At 55.4% G+C, this 14561-nt stretch carries 15 protein-coding genes; 8 read left to right on the top strand and 7 right to left on the bottom strand.

What is annotated here, in order from left to right; genetic code table 11:
• Positions 1–15 precede the first annotated feature (15 nt).
• A complete protein-coding gene (locus E0L21_RS16125) occupies positions 16–1119 on the top strand; it encodes a cobalamin-independent methionine synthase II family protein (protein WP_131411231.1) in 1104 nt (367 codons plus the stop codon).
• Positions 1120–1151: 32 nt separating this feature from the next.
• On the opposite strand, the gene ydeE is transcribed toward E0L21_RS16125, so the two are convergent.
• Entirely contained in the window at positions 1152–2339 is a 1188-nt protein-coding gene (gene ydeE / locus E0L21_RS16120) for an efflux MFS transporter YdeE (protein ID WP_131411229.1), read from the bottom strand.
• A gap of 192 nt (positions 2340–2531) precedes the next feature.
• Here ydeE and eamA point away from each other — a divergent pair, with 192 nt between their 5' ends.
• Positions 2532–3425 carry an O-acetylserine/cysteine exporter gene (gene eamA / locus E0L21_RS16115; RefSeq protein WP_131411227.1) on the top strand — a complete coding sequence of 298 codons (894 nt, stop codon included), beginning with the start codon at positions 2532–2534 and terminating at the stop codon, positions 3423–3425.
• A 37-nt stretch (positions 3426–3462) separates the two neighbouring features.
• Here eamA and marB read toward each other — a convergent pair whose 3' ends face one another.
• Genes marB through marR form a run of 3 tightly spaced genes read right to left on the bottom strand, consistent with a single transcriptional unit; the run spans position 3463 to position 4552 of the window.
• Entirely contained in the window at positions 3463–3678 is a 216-nt protein-coding gene (gene marB, locus E0L21_RS16110; RefSeq protein ID WP_016496174.1) for a multiple antibiotic resistance protein MarB, read from the bottom strand.
• Positions 3679–3715: 37 nt separating this feature from the next.
• Complete coding sequence (marA, locus tag E0L21_RS16105; protein ID WP_016496173.1) at positions 3716–4096, bottom strand: MDR efflux pump AcrAB transcriptional activator MarA; 381 nt, start codon at positions 4094–4096, stop codon at positions 3716–3718.
• 21 nt (positions 4097–4117) lie between these two features.
• Positions 4118–4552 (bottom strand): multiple antibiotic resistance transcriptional regulator MarR, encoded by a 435-nt coding sequence (gene marR, locus E0L21_RS16100; protein ID WP_016496172.1) that lies wholly within the window; start codon positions 4550–4552, stop codon positions 4118–4120.
• Between the two features lie 242 nt (positions 4553–4794).
• On the opposite strand from marR, the gene E0L21_RS16095 reads away from it, so the two are divergent.
• Both E0L21_RS16095 and E0L21_RS16090 read left to right on the top strand, forming a co-directional pair.
• A complete protein-coding gene (locus E0L21_RS16095) occupies positions 4795–5469 on the top strand; it encodes a MarC family NAAT transporter (RefSeq protein ID WP_131411225.1) in 675 nt (224 codons plus the stop codon).
• Positions 5469–6623, top strand: a complete 1155-nt coding sequence (locus E0L21_RS16090) for an alpha/beta fold hydrolase (RefSeq protein ID WP_131411223.1) — start codon at positions 5469–5471, stop codon at positions 6621–6623. The genes E0L21_RS16095 and E0L21_RS16090 overlap by 1 nt, the downstream gene beginning before the upstream one ends.
• A 9-nt stretch (positions 6624–6632) precedes the next feature.
• Here E0L21_RS16090 and E0L21_RS16085 read toward each other — a convergent pair whose 3' ends face one another.
• Complete coding sequence (locus tag E0L21_RS16085) at positions 6633–7835, bottom strand: sugar transporter (protein WP_131411221.1); 1203 nt, start codon at positions 7833–7835, stop codon at positions 6633–6635.
• 171 nt (positions 7836–8006) lie between these two features.
• Here E0L21_RS16085 and E0L21_RS16080 point away from each other — a divergent pair, with 171 nt between their 5' ends.
• Positions 8007–8798 carry a PhzF family phenazine biosynthesis protein gene (locus E0L21_RS16080; RefSeq protein WP_131411219.1) on the top strand — a complete coding sequence of 264 codons (792 nt, stop codon included), beginning with the start codon at positions 8007–8009 and terminating at the stop codon, positions 8796–8798.
• Between the two features lie 126 nt (positions 8799–8924).
• Here E0L21_RS16080 and E0L21_RS16075 read toward each other — a convergent pair whose 3' ends face one another.
• A complete protein-coding gene (locus E0L21_RS16075; RefSeq protein WP_131411217.1) occupies positions 8925–9869 on the bottom strand; it encodes an L-lactate dehydrogenase in 945 nt (314 codons plus the stop codon).
• A 150-nt stretch (positions 9870–10019) separates the two neighbouring features.
• On the opposite strand from E0L21_RS16075, the gene E0L21_RS16070 reads away from it, so the two are divergent.
• On the top strand, positions 10020–10499 hold the full coding sequence (locus E0L21_RS16070; RefSeq protein ID WP_131411215.1) for a GNAT family N-acetyltransferase: 480 nt from the start codon (positions 10020–10022) through the stop codon (positions 10497–10499).
• Here E0L21_RS16070 and ptrR read toward each other — a convergent pair.
• A complete protein-coding gene (gene ptrR, locus E0L21_RS16065; RefSeq protein ID WP_131411213.1) occupies positions 10453–11331 on the bottom strand; it encodes a putrescine utilization regulator PtrR in 879 nt (292 codons plus the stop codon). The genes E0L21_RS16070 and ptrR overlap by 47 nt on opposite strands.
• 104 nt (positions 11332–11435) lie before the next feature.
• Here ptrR and sad point away from each other — a divergent pair, with 104 nt between their 5' ends.
• The gene (sad, locus tag E0L21_RS16060) at positions 11436–12824 is read left to right on the top strand and encodes a succinate-semialdehyde dehydrogenase (RefSeq protein ID WP_131411211.1); all 1389 of its coding nucleotides are present in this window, start codon (positions 11436–11438) and stop codon (positions 12822–12824) included.
• Positions 12825–12924: 100 nt separating this feature from the next.
• Complete coding sequence (locus tag E0L21_RS16055) at positions 12925–14514, top strand: methyl-accepting chemotaxis protein (protein ID WP_131411209.1); 1590 nt, start codon at positions 12925–12927, stop codon at positions 14512–14514.
• The last annotated feature ends 47 nt before the right edge of the window (positions 14515–14561 follow it).

Here is a 14561-nt window from a genome sequence, read left to right as displayed (position 1 = left end):
GCAGAGGAGATTAATATGCAGCGACATCAGGCCCCATTCCGTGCAGACGTAGTCGGCAGTTTCTTGCGTCCGGACGCCATCAAGCAGGCGCGTCAGCAGTTTGCACAGGGTGAAATCAGCGCTCAGCAATTGCGCAGCGTTGAAAATGACGCGATTCGCCAGGTGGTTGAGCAACAATGTGCTTGCGGTTTGCATGTCGTTACCGACGGCGAGTTCCGTCGTGCATGGTGGCATTTTGATTTCTTCGACGGTCTCGAAGGCGTGGAACGCTACGACTCCGATAAAGGTATTCAGTTTAACGGTGTACAAACCAAAGCCCACGGCGTGCGCGTCACCGGTAAATTACGCTTTGGCGATCACCCAATGCTGGAAGATTTTCGCTATCTGAAAAGCATCAGCGGCACCGCGCAGCCTAAGATGACCATTCCCAGCCCAAGCGTGCTGCATTTTCGCGGTGGGCGTAAAGATATCGACGTCACGGTTTATCCGCAGCTTGATGCCTACTTTGACGATCTGGCGACCACCTGGCACGATGCGATCCACGCGTTCTATGCCGCAGGCTGCCGCTATCTGCAACTGGATGATACGGTTTGGGCTTATCTCTGCTCCGACGACCAGCGCCGACAGATCCACGAACGTGGCGACGATCCCGATGAACTGGCGCGCATTTATGCTCGCGTGATTAACAAGGCGCTGGAAGATAAACCGGACGATTTAACCATCGGTCTGCATGTATGCCGCGGTAATTTCCGTTCCACCTGGATCTCCGAAGGTGGTTACGAGCCCGTCGCGGAAGTGCTGTTCGGTAGCGTGAACGTTGATGCGTTCTTCCTCGAATATGACAACGACCGTTCCGGCGATTTCGCGCCATTGCGTTTTGTCCGACCGGGCAAACAGCAGGTAGTGCTGGGGCTTATCACCACTAAAAATGGCGAACTGGAAAACCCGGAAGGGGTAAAAGCGCGTATTCAGGAAGCGGCGACGTTTGTTGATATCAACCAGCTTTGCCTCAGCCCACAGTGCGGCTTTGCTTCCACCGAAGAGGGCAACACGATCACGCCTGCTCAGCAATGGGACAAAGTGCGGCTGGTAACGAAAATCGCCGAACAGGTATGGTAAATAAAAACGGCGCACTGAGCGCCGTTTTTTTATTATTGCGCCTGCAACCTGCCAAGGGGCCGAGCCTGCATCCCTTTGAGCATCATCAGCCACGCCACAACAATGGTCACCATCAGGATGATAAACAGTGATGCGGCGGGCAGTGTGGTCAGGATAACCCCGGTAAGTAACGGGTTCATTGCCGCGCCCAGCCAGCCCAACGCCTGCGCCGAAAAGTAGGTCGCTTTCATTCCCGACGGCGCGATGTTATCGATCAGCATGTATTCACCGGGGGCGTAGATCACTTCTCCCAGCGTAAACACTGCGGCGGAAAGCCCCCAAAGCCACAAGTTATCGCCGGATAACATAAAACCGATAAGGCCAATAACGAAGCTGAAGGTGCCAATTGCCATCGCCGGGCGCAGGTTGGAGGCCGTCAGTTTGCGACCAACGGCGTACTGCAACGTGACCACAATCGCGGCGTTGACCGGCAGCACGACGGCCACCACACGTTCGGCAAACTCGCTGCTGGCGACCGTCATCACATATTGTGACAGGCAGGAAGCAAACGAACCGGCGACAAACGACGCGAGAAAATTCGATAAGGTAAACCAACCGAGCGCTTTATCTTTCAGCAAGACGGAGGGATTCCACGCAACCGGGCTATCGAGGCTTTCACCAACCACGACGCGGCGAACAAACAGCTGAATAAAGACCAGCGGAAAGGCGGCACAGATAGCCGCCAGCCAGAACGGCAAGTTAATGCTCTGCATTACCAATAATGTGCCGAGCGGCGGACCGACGGTCCAGCCGACATTGAGCACGGTGTAGTTGAGCGAGAAAATTTTCGCTTTCGCTGTGGGCGCCAACGTATCGGCAAAGTAAGCCTTCAGTACGGTGGAAAACACGGAGTAAGCGCAGTTAATCAGGGCAAAAAACAGCACCACCAATCCGGCATGGTGTGACAGCGGGATTGCGGCGAAACCGGCAATAAAGGCGACAATCGCCAGCAACATATAGCGCTTTTTATCGAATTTATCTGCCAGCATGCCGAAGCCGAGGCTGAACACTACGCCGATAGTGAGCGCGATAGACATCGCATAACCGACCTGATCGACCGCCATCCCGTACTGGCGATTAAGGTAGATGGTCATAAACGGCAGCGTGGCGCCGCGTCCGATGGTTAATAAAAGTGAAGAGGCCAGTAAAGCGGTGGTGGAGCGTGTTTGCTTGGTGGTCATGTTCCTGCCCGACATGCTGTTGTTATATTTTTTTGTGATGTATACAGCTTTAACATGCATAAAGTGTGATGTACAACCGCAGTTTTGTCGGCAAATGCCCAAACTGACCTACCTGAATTGATGATCTGTCGCTGTTCAATTTTTTGCGTTAACGTAAATTGTTTACAAAAGTTGAAAAAACAAGGGCGAAGAATGGCGCGTAAAGATGTCCTGCTGGCGATGCTGGTAGTTGTAGCGTGGGGGCTGAATTTTGTGGTGATCAAAGTTGGCCTGCACAATATGCCGCCGTTGATGCTGGCCGGGTTACGCTTTGTGCTGGTGGCCTTTCCGGCCATTCTGTTCGTTGCTCGACCCAAGGTGCCGCTGCGTTTGTTGCTGGGCTACGGCCTGACGATCAGCTTCGGGCAGTTCGCTTTTCTGTTTTGCGCGATCAAGTTTGGTATGCCCGCAGGGCTGGCGTCATTGGTGTTACAGGCGCAGGCGTTTTTCACCATTATTCTCGGCGCGGGCGTATTTGGTGAACGTTTACAGTTAAAACAACTGGTCGGCATCACGCTTGCGGTGCTGGGCGTGCTGGTGCTGATTGAGTCCAGCCTGAATGGACAGCATGTTCCGCTGCTGGGGTTCCTGTTGACGCTGGCGGGGGCGTTTAGCTGGGCCTGCGGCAACATCTTCAATAAAAAAATCATGCAGCACAGCTCGCGTCCGGCGGTAATGTCGCTGGTGGTCTGGAGCGCGCTGATCCCCATTGTGCCGTTTATGGTCGCCTCGCTGGTTTTCGACGGCCCGGCGTTGATGCTGCAAAGCGTGGTCAGTATTGATTTAACGACGCTATTGTCGCTGGTCTATCTGGCGTTTATTGCCACGATTCTGGGATATGGCATTTGGGGAACGTTGCTGGGTCGCTACGAAACCTGGCGTGTTGCGCCGCTGTCGCTGCTGGTGCCGGTGGTCGGCATGGCGAGTGCTGCGTTATTACTGGGTGAAACGCTTTCAATGTTACAACTGGTAGGGGCCGTGCTGGTGATGGCGGGGCTGTATATCAATGTGTTTGGTTTTCGTCTGCGTCGGGCGGTACGCGCTTAAGCATAAAAAAAGCCCCGCTTAATGCGGGGCAAGACGTTTAGCTGCGCTGATGATAATACGGCACACCTAATGCGTCGGATTTGTCGCTACCCACGCCCATATGGTTAAAATCAAAAGGCGATGTCTGTTGGGCGGTGGGTAAAATCATCGCGTCACGGTTGTTCTGCTGTGCGGGATGATTAACTTGCTCCGCATAACTCTGGCCGGATAACAGCACCATCAGGGTGACAGCGGCACAGGCGATACGTTTCATACTTTCCTCGATACGTCTTTTACTACAGGCGATTAAATTAACAAGCGTGATTCAGCGGGAACAGATACCGGGACTCTGCCGGAATATCCGTCACGCGGAATTTATGCGGCGGCACGTCGAAATAGTTCTTAAACGTGCGCGTTAAGGTTTGTTGCGATTCAAACCCGTAACGCTCTGCCAGATACAGGATCGGCTCATTACTTCCCTTGAGCTTTTGCGCAATTTCCGTCAGCTTGCGGCTGCGAATGTACTGGCCCAGCGAATGACCAGTCTCTTTTTTAAACATCCGTTGCAGGTGCCACTTGGAGTAACCAGAACGCTCTGACACTTTTTCCAGCGACAGCGGCGATTCCAGGTTGTCCTCGATCCAGTCCAAAATGCTATGAATAGTGATAGCGTCAGTATTGCGTCTGGACATCGTCATACCTCTTTGTTTTTTTTACGGCAAAATTTTCTTGAGCAAATACTCAAGGGTTGCCACTTCTTCTGTCGTTAAGTTTTTGGTTAATTCCTGGTGCAGGTTATGCCCTACTAATTGATGACATTGCTCACACAGCGCCGCGCCTTCGGCGGTTAACCGCACCAGCACGCCGCGCTTGTCATTCGGATTCGGGTTACGTTCGATCCAGCCTTTGCAAACCAGCCTGTCCAGCATGCGGGTCAGGGCACCGAGATCGACGGAAAGCACTTTTTTCAGTTCTACCGGGGTGATACACACTTCGCAGCGGATAGAGCAGAGCACCTTAAACTGGGTGGCGGTGATATCCAGCGGCGACAGGTAATCATTGAGTAAACGATCTTTTTTCTGGTTAACCATGTGGATCAAGCGGCCAAGAGGAATGATGTCGTTAAATAGATCATTCGTGCTTTTCACAATGGTTGCCCCGGCAAGTAGATTAGTCACGGCAGATATTATTGCTCAGGCAAATATAAGTCAACCGAATGAATTCACCGATGCCACTATTTGCTAAAACGTTTCATGTCAGGAAAAAAATCCCTTCGTAACTCACTGAAAGTAATTATTTTATAAAGACATGAGCTGCGTGTGGGCATGCCATTGCCGCCGCGTTATGGCTATACTGGCGAGGTTTTGACCTTGCAAGGAGTGACCGTCAGATGCTGGAACTATTTAAAGTCATCGGCCTTGGGCTGGTGGTATTGCTACCGCTGGCAAATCCGTTAACGACTGTGGCGCTGTTTTTAGGGCTGGCGGGCAATATGAACAGCGCGCAGCGTAACGAGCAGGCGCGAATGGCCTCGGTTTATGTCTTCATTATTATGATGGTGGCGTACTACGCAGGCCAGGTGGTGATGAACACCTTCGGGATCTCCATTCCGGGATTGCGCATTGCCGGTGGATTGATTGTGGCCTTTATCGGTTTTCGCATGCTGTTTCCGGCGCAAAAGCCACATGAATCACCCGAAGTGAAAACCAAGTCAGAAGAGTTGGAAGAGGAACCCGGCGCGAATATCGCTTTTGTACCGCTGGCCATGCCGAGCACTGCCGGGCCTGGCACTATCGCTATGATCATTAGTTCCGCCTCGACTATTCGCCACGGCACCGAATTTCCCGAGTGGGTCATCACCGTTGCGCCAACGCTGATTTTTGCCATTGTGGCGCTGATTTTATGGATTAGCCTGCGCAGTTCCGGGGCAATTATGCGGCTGGTGGGCAAGGGCGGTATTGAGGCCATTTCACGGCTGATGGGATTTCTGCTGGTCTGTATGGGTGTGCAATTTATCATTAATGGCGTGCTGGAAATCATCACCACTTTTCATGCCGGAGCCTGATGCGCACATTTCTCTCCTGCTTGATCGTGGCGCTGGTTGCGCTAACCGGCTGTCAGCAACGCCCCGGCGCACAACCGCCGCTGGCGCAAAAAAGCTTCACTGAATATCAACGGCAAACGCGTGATTTTGTCGCCGCGCACCGGGCTTTTCAGACGCTGGACACAGAGAGCGAGCTGCGGCTCAACACACCGCAGGAATGGCGTCCGGCTAAGCCCGCGCACAAAGGCATTTTGCTGATCCACGGCCTGGGCGACGGGCCAGGATCGTTTGTGGATATTGCCCCCGAACTGGCAAAACAGGGCTTTCTGGTGCGCACCGTACTGTTACCAGGCCACGGTACGCGGCCTGCGGATCTGCTGGATGTCGATGTTTCGCAGTGGCGCCAAGTGGTGCGTGAGCAGGCCGATATTCTGGGTAAAGAGGTTGATACCCTTTGGCTCGGCGGTTTTTCCACTGGCGGGAATCTGGCGCTGGAATATGCGATGGCGCATGACAACGTGCAGGGGCTATTGCTGTTTTCCCCGGCGTTTAAATCCAGTACCGGTTACGATTTTCTCGCCCCGACGGTGGCGCTGTTTCGTGACTGGTTGCGCCCGCCGAGTGCCGTTTTTCCGCAGCAAATCGCCACCCGCTACTTACGAGTGCCGACCAACGGTTTCGCCCAGTTCTGGCGTACCAGCGCCAGCGCGCAGCGACTGCTTGCGCGTAAGCCGTGGACAAAACCGGCGCTACTGGTGTTAACCGAGCATGATTCGGTGCTCGATACCCGCTGGATCCTTGATCATTTCGACCGCAACTTCACCCACCCCGCCAGCCGCGTAATTTGGTACGGCACGCCGCCGCCGGAAGCCGCGAAAATGCCGCGCTTACGCGTGAAGCCGGATTACGTACCGCAGGAGCGCATCAGCCAGTTTTCCCATATGTCGGTGCTCTTTTCGCCGCTTAACCTGTTGTACGGGCGCAAAGGCAGCGTACTGCTCTGTGCGAATGGTCAGTCAGAAGAGGCGGCAAAGCGTTGTCTGGCGGGGCAAGAGGTGTGGTATTCAGACTGGGGGCTGGTCGAGGCGAACAAAATTCATGCTCGCCTGACGTGGAACCCGTGGTTTGACTGGCAAACCACAGTGATGGATGAAGTTATCTCTACCGCACGGTAACCGCGCGGTTTAAACGTGGCTGGCGTGGGTTTGCTCTTCCAGTTTCACCGGCCAGCGGCGGAAAATCACCACCGCCCACACCAGCGCGGCAATCGCCGGGATCGCCCCGGCGTAGCCAATCACGTTCATCGACCAGTGCAGGCTTATCTGATTGCCGACCAGCGCGCCCGCGCCGATACCAATGTTAAAAATTCCGGAAAACAGCGACATTGCGACATCGGTAGCATCCGATGCCAGCGCCAGCACTTTTACTTGCATGCCAAGGCCGATAATCATAATCGCAATGCCCCATACCACGCTCAGCATCGCCAGATGCATTTCGCTACCGGAGGCGGGCAGCATCATCACCAGCGAAATCACCAGCAGACCAATCGCGCTGCACACCAGGCCAGAGGCGTGCTGGTTCCCCAGTTTGCCGAAGAGCACGCTACCGATAATCCCCGCGCCGCCAAGCACTAACAGCAGCAGCGTGGCGAAATTAGCGCTAAAGCCGGCCACGTTTTGTACGAACGGCTCAATGTAGCTGTAAGCCGTGTAATGCGCGGTAACCACCACCACGGTGAGCAGGTAGATGCACATCAACGCCGGACGACGGAACAGCACCGGCAGGCTTTTCAGCGAACCGGAATGTTCACTCGGCAGCGGTGGCAGCAATTTCACCAGACACACCAGCGTGACCAGCGCACCCATACCGATGGCGAAAAAGGTGGTGCGCCAGCCGAAATATTGCCCGACGATACGACCCATCGGCAGCCCGAGCACCATTGCCAGCGCGGTGCCGGTAGCGAGCAGACTCAACGCCTGCGCGCCTTTACCGGCAGGCGCCAGGCGAATGGCCAGCGAAGCGGTAATCGACCAGAAGATCGCATGGGCGAAAGCAATGCCGATGCGGCTTAGCACCAGCACCTCAAAACTCCATGCCAGGAACGACAACACATGGCTGGCGATAAACAGCACAAAGAGCACAATCAACAATTTACGGCGCTCAATCTGGCTGGTCAGCAGCATAAAGGGCAGCGACATTAACGCCACAACCCAGGCATAGATGGTCAACATGATCCCCACCTGCGCGGTTTCCATGTCGAAGCTCTGCGCGATATCCGACAGCAAACCCACAGGCACGAATTCGGTGGTGTTGAAAATAAATGCGGCGATAGCAAGCGTCACTACCCGCAGCCACGCAACTTTTCGTGAAACGGTATTCGTAGTCATAAGGGTATTTGGGGTTGGTTGGGAAAAAGAAGAGAGGGCGATCTTACTGCCTTTACTGGCGAAAATACAAACATTTTGTGATGTAGATCTCACTTTCTATCCATATGAAAAATACCTGTTGCAACGTTTCCCAATAGCGCTCAAAAACAGAAGACAAAAAGAGGAAATGCTATGCAAACCATCGATTTCTATATGGTCGACGCCTTTAGCGACCGCACTTTTGGCGGTAATGCCGCCGCCGTCTGTCCCCTGACTGAATGGTTAGCGGATGATGTGCTGCTTCGCATGGCGCAGCAGCATAACCAGTCCGAAACGGCTTTCTTCGTGCGTAACGACAGCGGTTTTGAGCTGCGCTGGTTCACCACGCAAGATGAGATCAATCTTTGCGGCCACGCGACACTCGCCGCCGCCCACGTGATCTTTGAATATCTGGATTACCCGGACACCGAAATCCTCTTCACCACCCGGTTTGTGGGCGAACTTAAAGTGAGCCGCAACGGCGACTGGCTGACGCTGGATTTCCCGGCCTGGTCGACACAAGTGGTAAGCCCGGTTCCGGCGCTGCTGCTGAAAACGCTGGGCATAGAAAGCGCCAAAGAAGTGCGCGTGGCGCGGGATTATCTGGTGGTGCTGGAAAATCAGGCGCAGGTAGAAGCCTTAACGCCGGATATCGCGGCAATGAAACCGCTTGGCAAAATGGTCTGCGTGACCGCGCCCGGTGAAAACGTTGATTTTGTCAGCCGCTTCTTCTGCCCGGGTGAATCGGTGGCGGAAGATCCGGTGACCGGTTCGGCGCACAGTATGTTGATTCCGTACTGGGGCGAGAAAATGGGTAAAAACAGCCTGCTGGCGCGGCAAGTTTCCGCTCGCGGCGGCGACTTACGCTGTGAATGGCGCGGCGATCGCGTATTGATTGGCGGTCAGGCAACGCTCTATCTGCTGGGCAAAGTGTTCTTACGCTAAACACAGCCCGGCATTGTTTCGCCGGGCCGATTTCTTCCTGCAATGTGCAGACGCAGACATCACTTCAACACCATCGCGGTTTACAGTCACGGACATAGCAAACCCATTGCTGGTTAACGGTGTCAGTTACGGCAAGCGGGCGATATTCGCTTTAATAACCTCTGCGGAGTGGTTGAATTTCGCCACTTCGTCACCTTCCAGTTGCAGTTCAATAATCTGTTGAACCCCGTTTTGCGCCAGCACAGCCGGTACGCCAATCGCCACGTCGCTGACGCCATATTCCCCGTCCAGAATGCAGGAGATCGCCAGCGCGCGGTGGCTGCCGGTGAAAATATTGCGGCAGATCTCGGCAATGGTTCCGGCAATGCCATACTCCGTACAGCCTTTACGGGCGTAAATCTCAAAGCCGTGGCGGCGCACTTTGTCCGCCAGCGCGTCGACATCCAGCCGCTGGCCGGTTTTGCGCCGGTAAACATCGGCAATCGGCGAACCGTACACCGACGAATGCGACCACACCGGGAACTGGGTGTCACCATGTTCGCCGAGGATAAACGCATCAATACTTTGCGCACCAATATCCAGCGCCTGTGCCAGTGCGCGGCGTAAGCGGGTGGTATCCAGCCAGACGCCGGTGCCAATCACCTGGTTGCGCGGCAGCCCGGAAAGTTTCCACACCTGCCAGGTAATGATGTCGCACGGGTTGGTTGCCACCAGAAAAATACCGTTAAAGCCGTTTGCCATCATGGAAGGCACGATATTTTTAACAATACGCGCGGTGTTGGTCAGTTCATCAAGGCGCGTTTGTCCTGGTTTTAACGCGCCGCCGGAAACAGTGATCACCGCAATATCCACATCCGCACACTCTTCAACCGGGCGGGTGGAAATGGTCATCATACCGGGCATATAGGCTGCGGCATCTGCCAGGTCCTGGGCGTGACCTTCCACCCGTTTCTGGTCCAGATCCACGAGAATTAACTCTTCACAAATGTTCTGGTTCAGTAGGGCGTAAGCGGCAGACGCGCCGACATTGCCTGTGCCGATAATCATCACTTTCCGGGCTTTGGTGTTCATGAATATTCCATTTTCTGCATCGTATGTTGCGTAAGGTACAACCTATATTCTTCAGAGTGCAACGTCAGGAGGCGTAGCTATAGGTTATTCATATGACAGTGGTGGCAAGTTCTTGTTTATTTTTAACAGACTAATAACAAGGAGTTTGCTATGTACCGCATTGTTGATGCCACGGCCACACAACCGGATCTGATTGCCCTGATCGAAGCCCTGGACGCCTACCAGAGCGCACTTTACCCGGCGGAAAGTAACCATTTGATTGATTTAGCGGCGTTACCCGCCGGGACGCTGATTTTGCGAAAAATTGTGCATCACGACGAGGCTGTCGGCTGTGGCGCGGTGGTGTTGAACGGCGACGGCAGCGGCGAGATGAAGCGGGTGTTTATCGATCCTCGCCATCGCGGCCAGCAACTGGGGGAAAAATTAATTGCCGCGCTGGAGCAGGCTGCCGCCGGACAATCGTGTCATACCTTGCGGCTGGAAACCGGCATTGAACAGCATGCTGCGGTGAAACTGTATCAGCGCTGCGGTTATCAAATGTGTGAAGCTTTTGCGCCGTACAACGCCGATCCGCTGAGTATTTTTATGCACAAGGCGCTGGTTGCGGATCGCCATTCAGCAGAGCAATAAACGCTTCCAGATGGCGGGTTTTTGCGCCGCGCCGCCACACCAGCCAGGTCGTGAGCCAGCGCCAGTTCTCCGTTAGCGGCCAGGCTTCCACCTGGTGATGACCAGGCATGCTTTCCAGCATACTGCGCGGCATCAGCGCCAGGCCCGCCCCGGCAATGACGCAGGCCAGCATGCCGTGATAAGACTCCATCTCATGAATTTTTCCCGGTGTGGCGCGATCGGCGTGAAACCAGCTTTCGAAATGGCGACGGTAAGAGCAGTTGGCGCGAAACGCGTAAATGCTGGCACCGTTCACCTGAGCCGCATGGGTAATCACTTCATGACCGACAGGCGCGACGATCATCATCTCTTCGCGGTAAACCGGAATGCCTTCCAGGCCAGGATGCATAATCGGGCCGTCAACAAACGCCGCACTCAGCCGCCCCTCCAGCACGCCATCGATCATGGTGCCGGAAGGGCCGGTAGCGAGATCGAACTGAATGCGCGGATAGCGCTGGTTGTACTGTGCCAGCGTCGCCGGAATGCGCACCGCGGCGGTGCTTTCCAGCGCGCCGAGCGAAAACAGGCCTTGCGGCTCATCACCGGCGACCACCATGCGCGCTTCATCGACCAGCGCGAGGATCTGCTGGCTGTAGCGCAAAAAACTGTGCCCGGCGGGAGAAAGGCGCAGGCGCTGGTTTTCGCGGATAAACAGATCCACGCCAAGATCGGACTCCAGTTGGCGAATGCGCGTCGTCAGATTCGACGGCACACGGTGCACCTTCTGCGCCGCCTGGGTAATGCTGCCGGTCTGCGCTACGGCGTTAAACATTTCAAGCTGGGTTAAGTCCATGCCATTCTCTCTTCGTGAACGGTGAAGTTAATATTATTCAGTTTTAAGAAATAACAAATTGCGCCATCCTTGCGCAAGTCCTGAACCTATTTAGCGGAGTATGTATGCCTATTTCCTCAACGACGCACGCGCTTTCCATCAACCCGGCAACCGGAGAAACCCTGCGTGCAACGCCGTGGGCCAGCCATGAAGAGGTTGATACGGCAATTGAACTGGCGGCCAGCGGTTACCGCCAGTGGCGGCTGTTGCCGGTTACCGAACGCGCGGAAAAATTACGTCACCTCGGCGAAGCTTTGCGTAAACGCGGGGAAGCGATGGCGCAGATGATCCGCCTGGAGATGGGCAAACCGATTTTGCAGGCCCGTGCGGAAGTGAACAAATCTGCCGCGCTCTGTGACTGGTACGCGGAGCACGGCCCGGCGATGCTTGGCAGCGAACCGACGCAGGTTGAGCAGCAGCGTGCCACCATTGAATACCGCCCGCTGGGGCCGATTCTGGCGGTGATGCCGTGGAACTTCCCGCTGTGGCAGGTGCTGCGCGGTGCAGTGCCGATCCTGCTGGCGGGCAACAGCTATTTGCTAAAACATGCGCCAAACGTGCTGGGTTGCGCGGCGTTAATGGGGGAGATCTTCGCCGAAGCCGGGATCCCGCAAGGCGTTTTTGGTTGGGTGAACGCCACCAACGACGGTGTGAGCCAGGCGATTAACGATCCGCGCATTGCCGCCATTACCGTGACCGGCAGCGTGCGTGCCGGAGCGGCTATCGGTGCGCAAGCCGGGGCGGCGCTGAAAAAATGTGTTCTGGAGCTGGGCGGTTCTGATCCTTTTATTGTGCTCAACGATGCAGACCTTGAACTGGCGGTGAAAGCCGCTGTGGCAGGGCGTTACCAGAACACCGGACAGGTTTGCGCCGCTGCGAAACGGTTTATCGTTGAAGAGGGCATTGCGCAGGCCTTTACGGAGACATTTGTTGCTGCCGCCGCCGCGTTAAAACAGGGTGCGCCGGACGTGGAAGAGAACTACCTGGGGCCAATGGCGCGCTTTGATCTGCGCGATGAACTGCATGCGCAGGTCGAAGCCAGCATCAAAGAGGGCGCAACGCTACTGCTGGGCGGTGAGAAAACGGCGGGCGAAGGGAATTACTACCCGGCCACCGTGCTGAGCGGTGTGACACCCGCCATGACCGCGTTTCGCCAGGAGTTGTTTGGCCCGGTCGCGGCGATCGCGACGGCCCGCGATGCACAGCATGCGCTGGAGATGGCGAACAACAGTGATTTCGGCTTGTCCGCCACCGTCTTTACCGCCGATCCTGCGCAGGCGCAGCATTTTGCCGAACATCTTGAGTGCGGAGGCGTGTTTATCAACGGCTACAGCGCCAGCGATGCCCGTGTGGCCTTTGGCGGCGTGAAAAAGAGTGGTTTTGGCCGCGAGCTTTCGCACTTCGGCCTGCATGAGTTTTGCAATATCCAGACGGTGTGGAAAGATCGTCTGTAAGCCAAACGCGCCCCGGCGGGGCGCGTCACTGTTGGCTGTCATGGACCTGTCATGATCCTTTTGTAGACTCACGGCAACTTTGTGGTTATAGAAGAATATCATGAACTTAAAGCAAATTTTCCGCCGTATTTTGCGGCGTATTTCTCCACGACAGTTTGGTTTGCTCGCCGGGATTTTCTGCATCATCGGGTTATTTTCAGCGCTGCAAATCGCCTCCTCGTTTGTCCTTTCCGCGTCGCTACGCAGCGCACAGCATAATGAACAACTCAACCAACAAGCGCACCTGCAACAGGTACAGGTCGACGAAGCGCGCATTGCGCTCCTGACCGCAAGCGATCTGCTCAACCGGGCAGGCGTCTATTTTATGCAGGATAAAGAGACCGGCTCGGAAGGGAGCTGGCACAGCCTGATGGATGAAACCCACAAAGCGCTGGAGACCTCGCAAAAAGCCTGGCAAGCATGGCTGGCGCTCAACCCACCTAAAGACGACGCGCTGATCAACAGCTATCAGCTCTTTTACGGTGCGCTGAAAGAGCAGGCCGACGGGCTGGTGAAAACTCAGTCCATTGACGCTTTCTTTGCCGTGCCTGCGCAGGCGTTTCAGGCGGATTTCAATGACAACTACGCCCGTTTCCAGCAGACCAGCGAAGCGCGCGCCGAACAGGGACGCCAGGCGTTGATGAATAACCTTGCGCAATTGCAGCATGTGTTTGTGCTGGTGCCTGCGCTGCTGGTGGTGATTGCGGTGCTGGTCTGGTTTGCCATGTCGCGCTGGGTCATTACGCCGCTGCGCAGCTTGATAGCGCATATCAATATTCTGGCGGCAGGCGATCTTGGCACGCCATTACCACCTGTTAAACGTTTTAACCGTGAAATTGACCAGCTCGGCCTCAGCATTGGCACCATGCAGCAGGGGTTGCAGCAACTGGTGATGCAGGTCAGCGACGCCACTTCGTCGATGGTCAGTACCATTCGTAGCCTGGCTGAGGGTAACCAGTCGCTGTATCAGCAGTCAGCGAAACAGGCGCAAGAGCTAACGGATGTGACCGAACATATCGCCACGCTGGAATCGCATGTCGAAGGCAATACCGGCTTTGCCGAGCAGGCACGTAAACAGGCCGATGAGGCGCGGGAAGTGGCCGCCGGTGGCGATCGAATGATGGATACGGTGAATCAATCGATGCGCGAGATTGTCGAGCGCTCGGCGGAGATGCGCAACATTGTGGCGATGATTGATGGCGTCGCTTTCCAGACTAATATTCTGGCGCTGAACGCGGCGATTGAAGCGGCGCATGCGGGCAACCATGGGCGCGGTTTCGCAGTGGTGGCGAAAGAAGTGGGGTTGCTGGCGCGCAAGAGCAGCCACTCCACGCAAACCATTCAGCAATTGATCAACCACTCATTGCAGGGCATCAATGACGGCACTCACGCGGTGAGCCGTCTCGAAGATAACCTGCAGCAAGTGACCGGGCTGGTCGGGCATTTAAGCGGTGTGCTGAGCGAGATTTCTGCCGCCACCCTCAGTCAGGGCGACAGCATTCATAAAATGACGCGGCGCCTGCACTCACTCAACAATGTTGCCCGCCGCACTGGCGAACTGGTCTCGACCGCAACCGAAGCCTCCGAAAAGCTGCACAACGATTCCCATCAGTTGATGCAAGCGGTTGCGCGTTTTCGACTTCCTGCCTGACGCAATTCATTCGCCTCTGTTATACTCGCAGGCCATTTTTGGCCTGT

This window comes from Kosakonia quasisacchari, from assembly GCF_004331415.1.
GTDB classification, from domain to species: Bacteria; Pseudomonadota; Gammaproteobacteria; order Enterobacterales; family Enterobacteriaceae; genus Kosakonia; species Kosakonia quasisacchari.
The sequence above is the reverse complement of the archived record's forward strand: the minus strand, read 5'-3'. Positions and strand labels throughout refer to the sequence as shown.

Excerpts from the sequence above, each read along its gene's own strand:
- E0L21_RS16125 (WP_131411231.1), top strand. The coding sequence starts at position 16 with ATGCAGCGACATCAGGCCCCATTCCGTGCAGACGTAGTCGGCAGTTTC.
- ydeE (WP_131411229.1), bottom strand. The coding sequence starts at position 2,339 with ATGACCACCAAGCAAACACGCTCCACCACCGCTTTACTGGCCTCTTCA.
- eamA (WP_131411227.1), top strand. The coding sequence starts at position 2,532 with ATGGCGCGTAAAGATGTCCTGCTGGCGATGCTGGTAGTTGTAGCGTGG.
- marB (WP_016496174.1), bottom strand. The coding sequence starts at position 3,678 with ATGAAACGTATCGCCTGTGCCGCTGTCACCCTGATGGTGCTGTTATCC.
- marA (WP_016496173.1), bottom strand. The coding sequence starts at position 4,096 with ATGTCCAGACGCAATACTGACGCTATCACTATTCATAGCATTTTGGAC.
- E0L21_RS16095 (WP_131411225.1), top strand. The coding sequence starts at position 4,795 with ATGCTGGAACTATTTAAAGTCATCGGCCTTGGGCTGGTGGTATTGCTA.
- E0L21_RS16090 (WP_131411223.1), top strand. The coding sequence starts at position 5,469 with ATGCGCACATTTCTCTCCTGCTTGATCGTGGCGCTGGTTGCGCTAACC.
- E0L21_RS16085 (WP_131411221.1), bottom strand. The coding sequence starts at position 7,835 with ATGACTACGAATACCGTTTCACGAAAAGTTGCGTGGCTGCGGGTAGTG.
- E0L21_RS16080 (WP_131411219.1), top strand. The coding sequence starts at position 8,007 with ATGCAAACCATCGATTTCTATATGGTCGACGCCTTTAGCGACCGCACT.
- E0L21_RS16075 (WP_131411217.1), bottom strand. The coding sequence starts at position 9,869 with ATGAACACCAAAGCCCGGAAAGTGATGATTATCGGCACAGGCAATGTC.
- E0L21_RS16070 (WP_131411215.1), top strand. The coding sequence starts at position 10,020 with ATGTACCGCATTGTTGATGCCACGGCCACACAACCGGATCTGATTGCC.
- ptrR (WP_131411213.1), bottom strand. The coding sequence starts at position 11,331 with ATGGACTTAACCCAGCTTGAAATGTTTAACGCCGTAGCGCAGACCGGC.
- sad (WP_131411211.1), top strand. The coding sequence starts at position 11,436 with ATGCCTATTTCCTCAACGACGCACGCGCTTTCCATCAACCCGGCAACC.
- E0L21_RS16055 (WP_131411209.1), top strand. The coding sequence starts at position 12,925 with ATGAACTTAAAGCAAATTTTCCGCCGTATTTTGCGGCGTATTTCTCCA.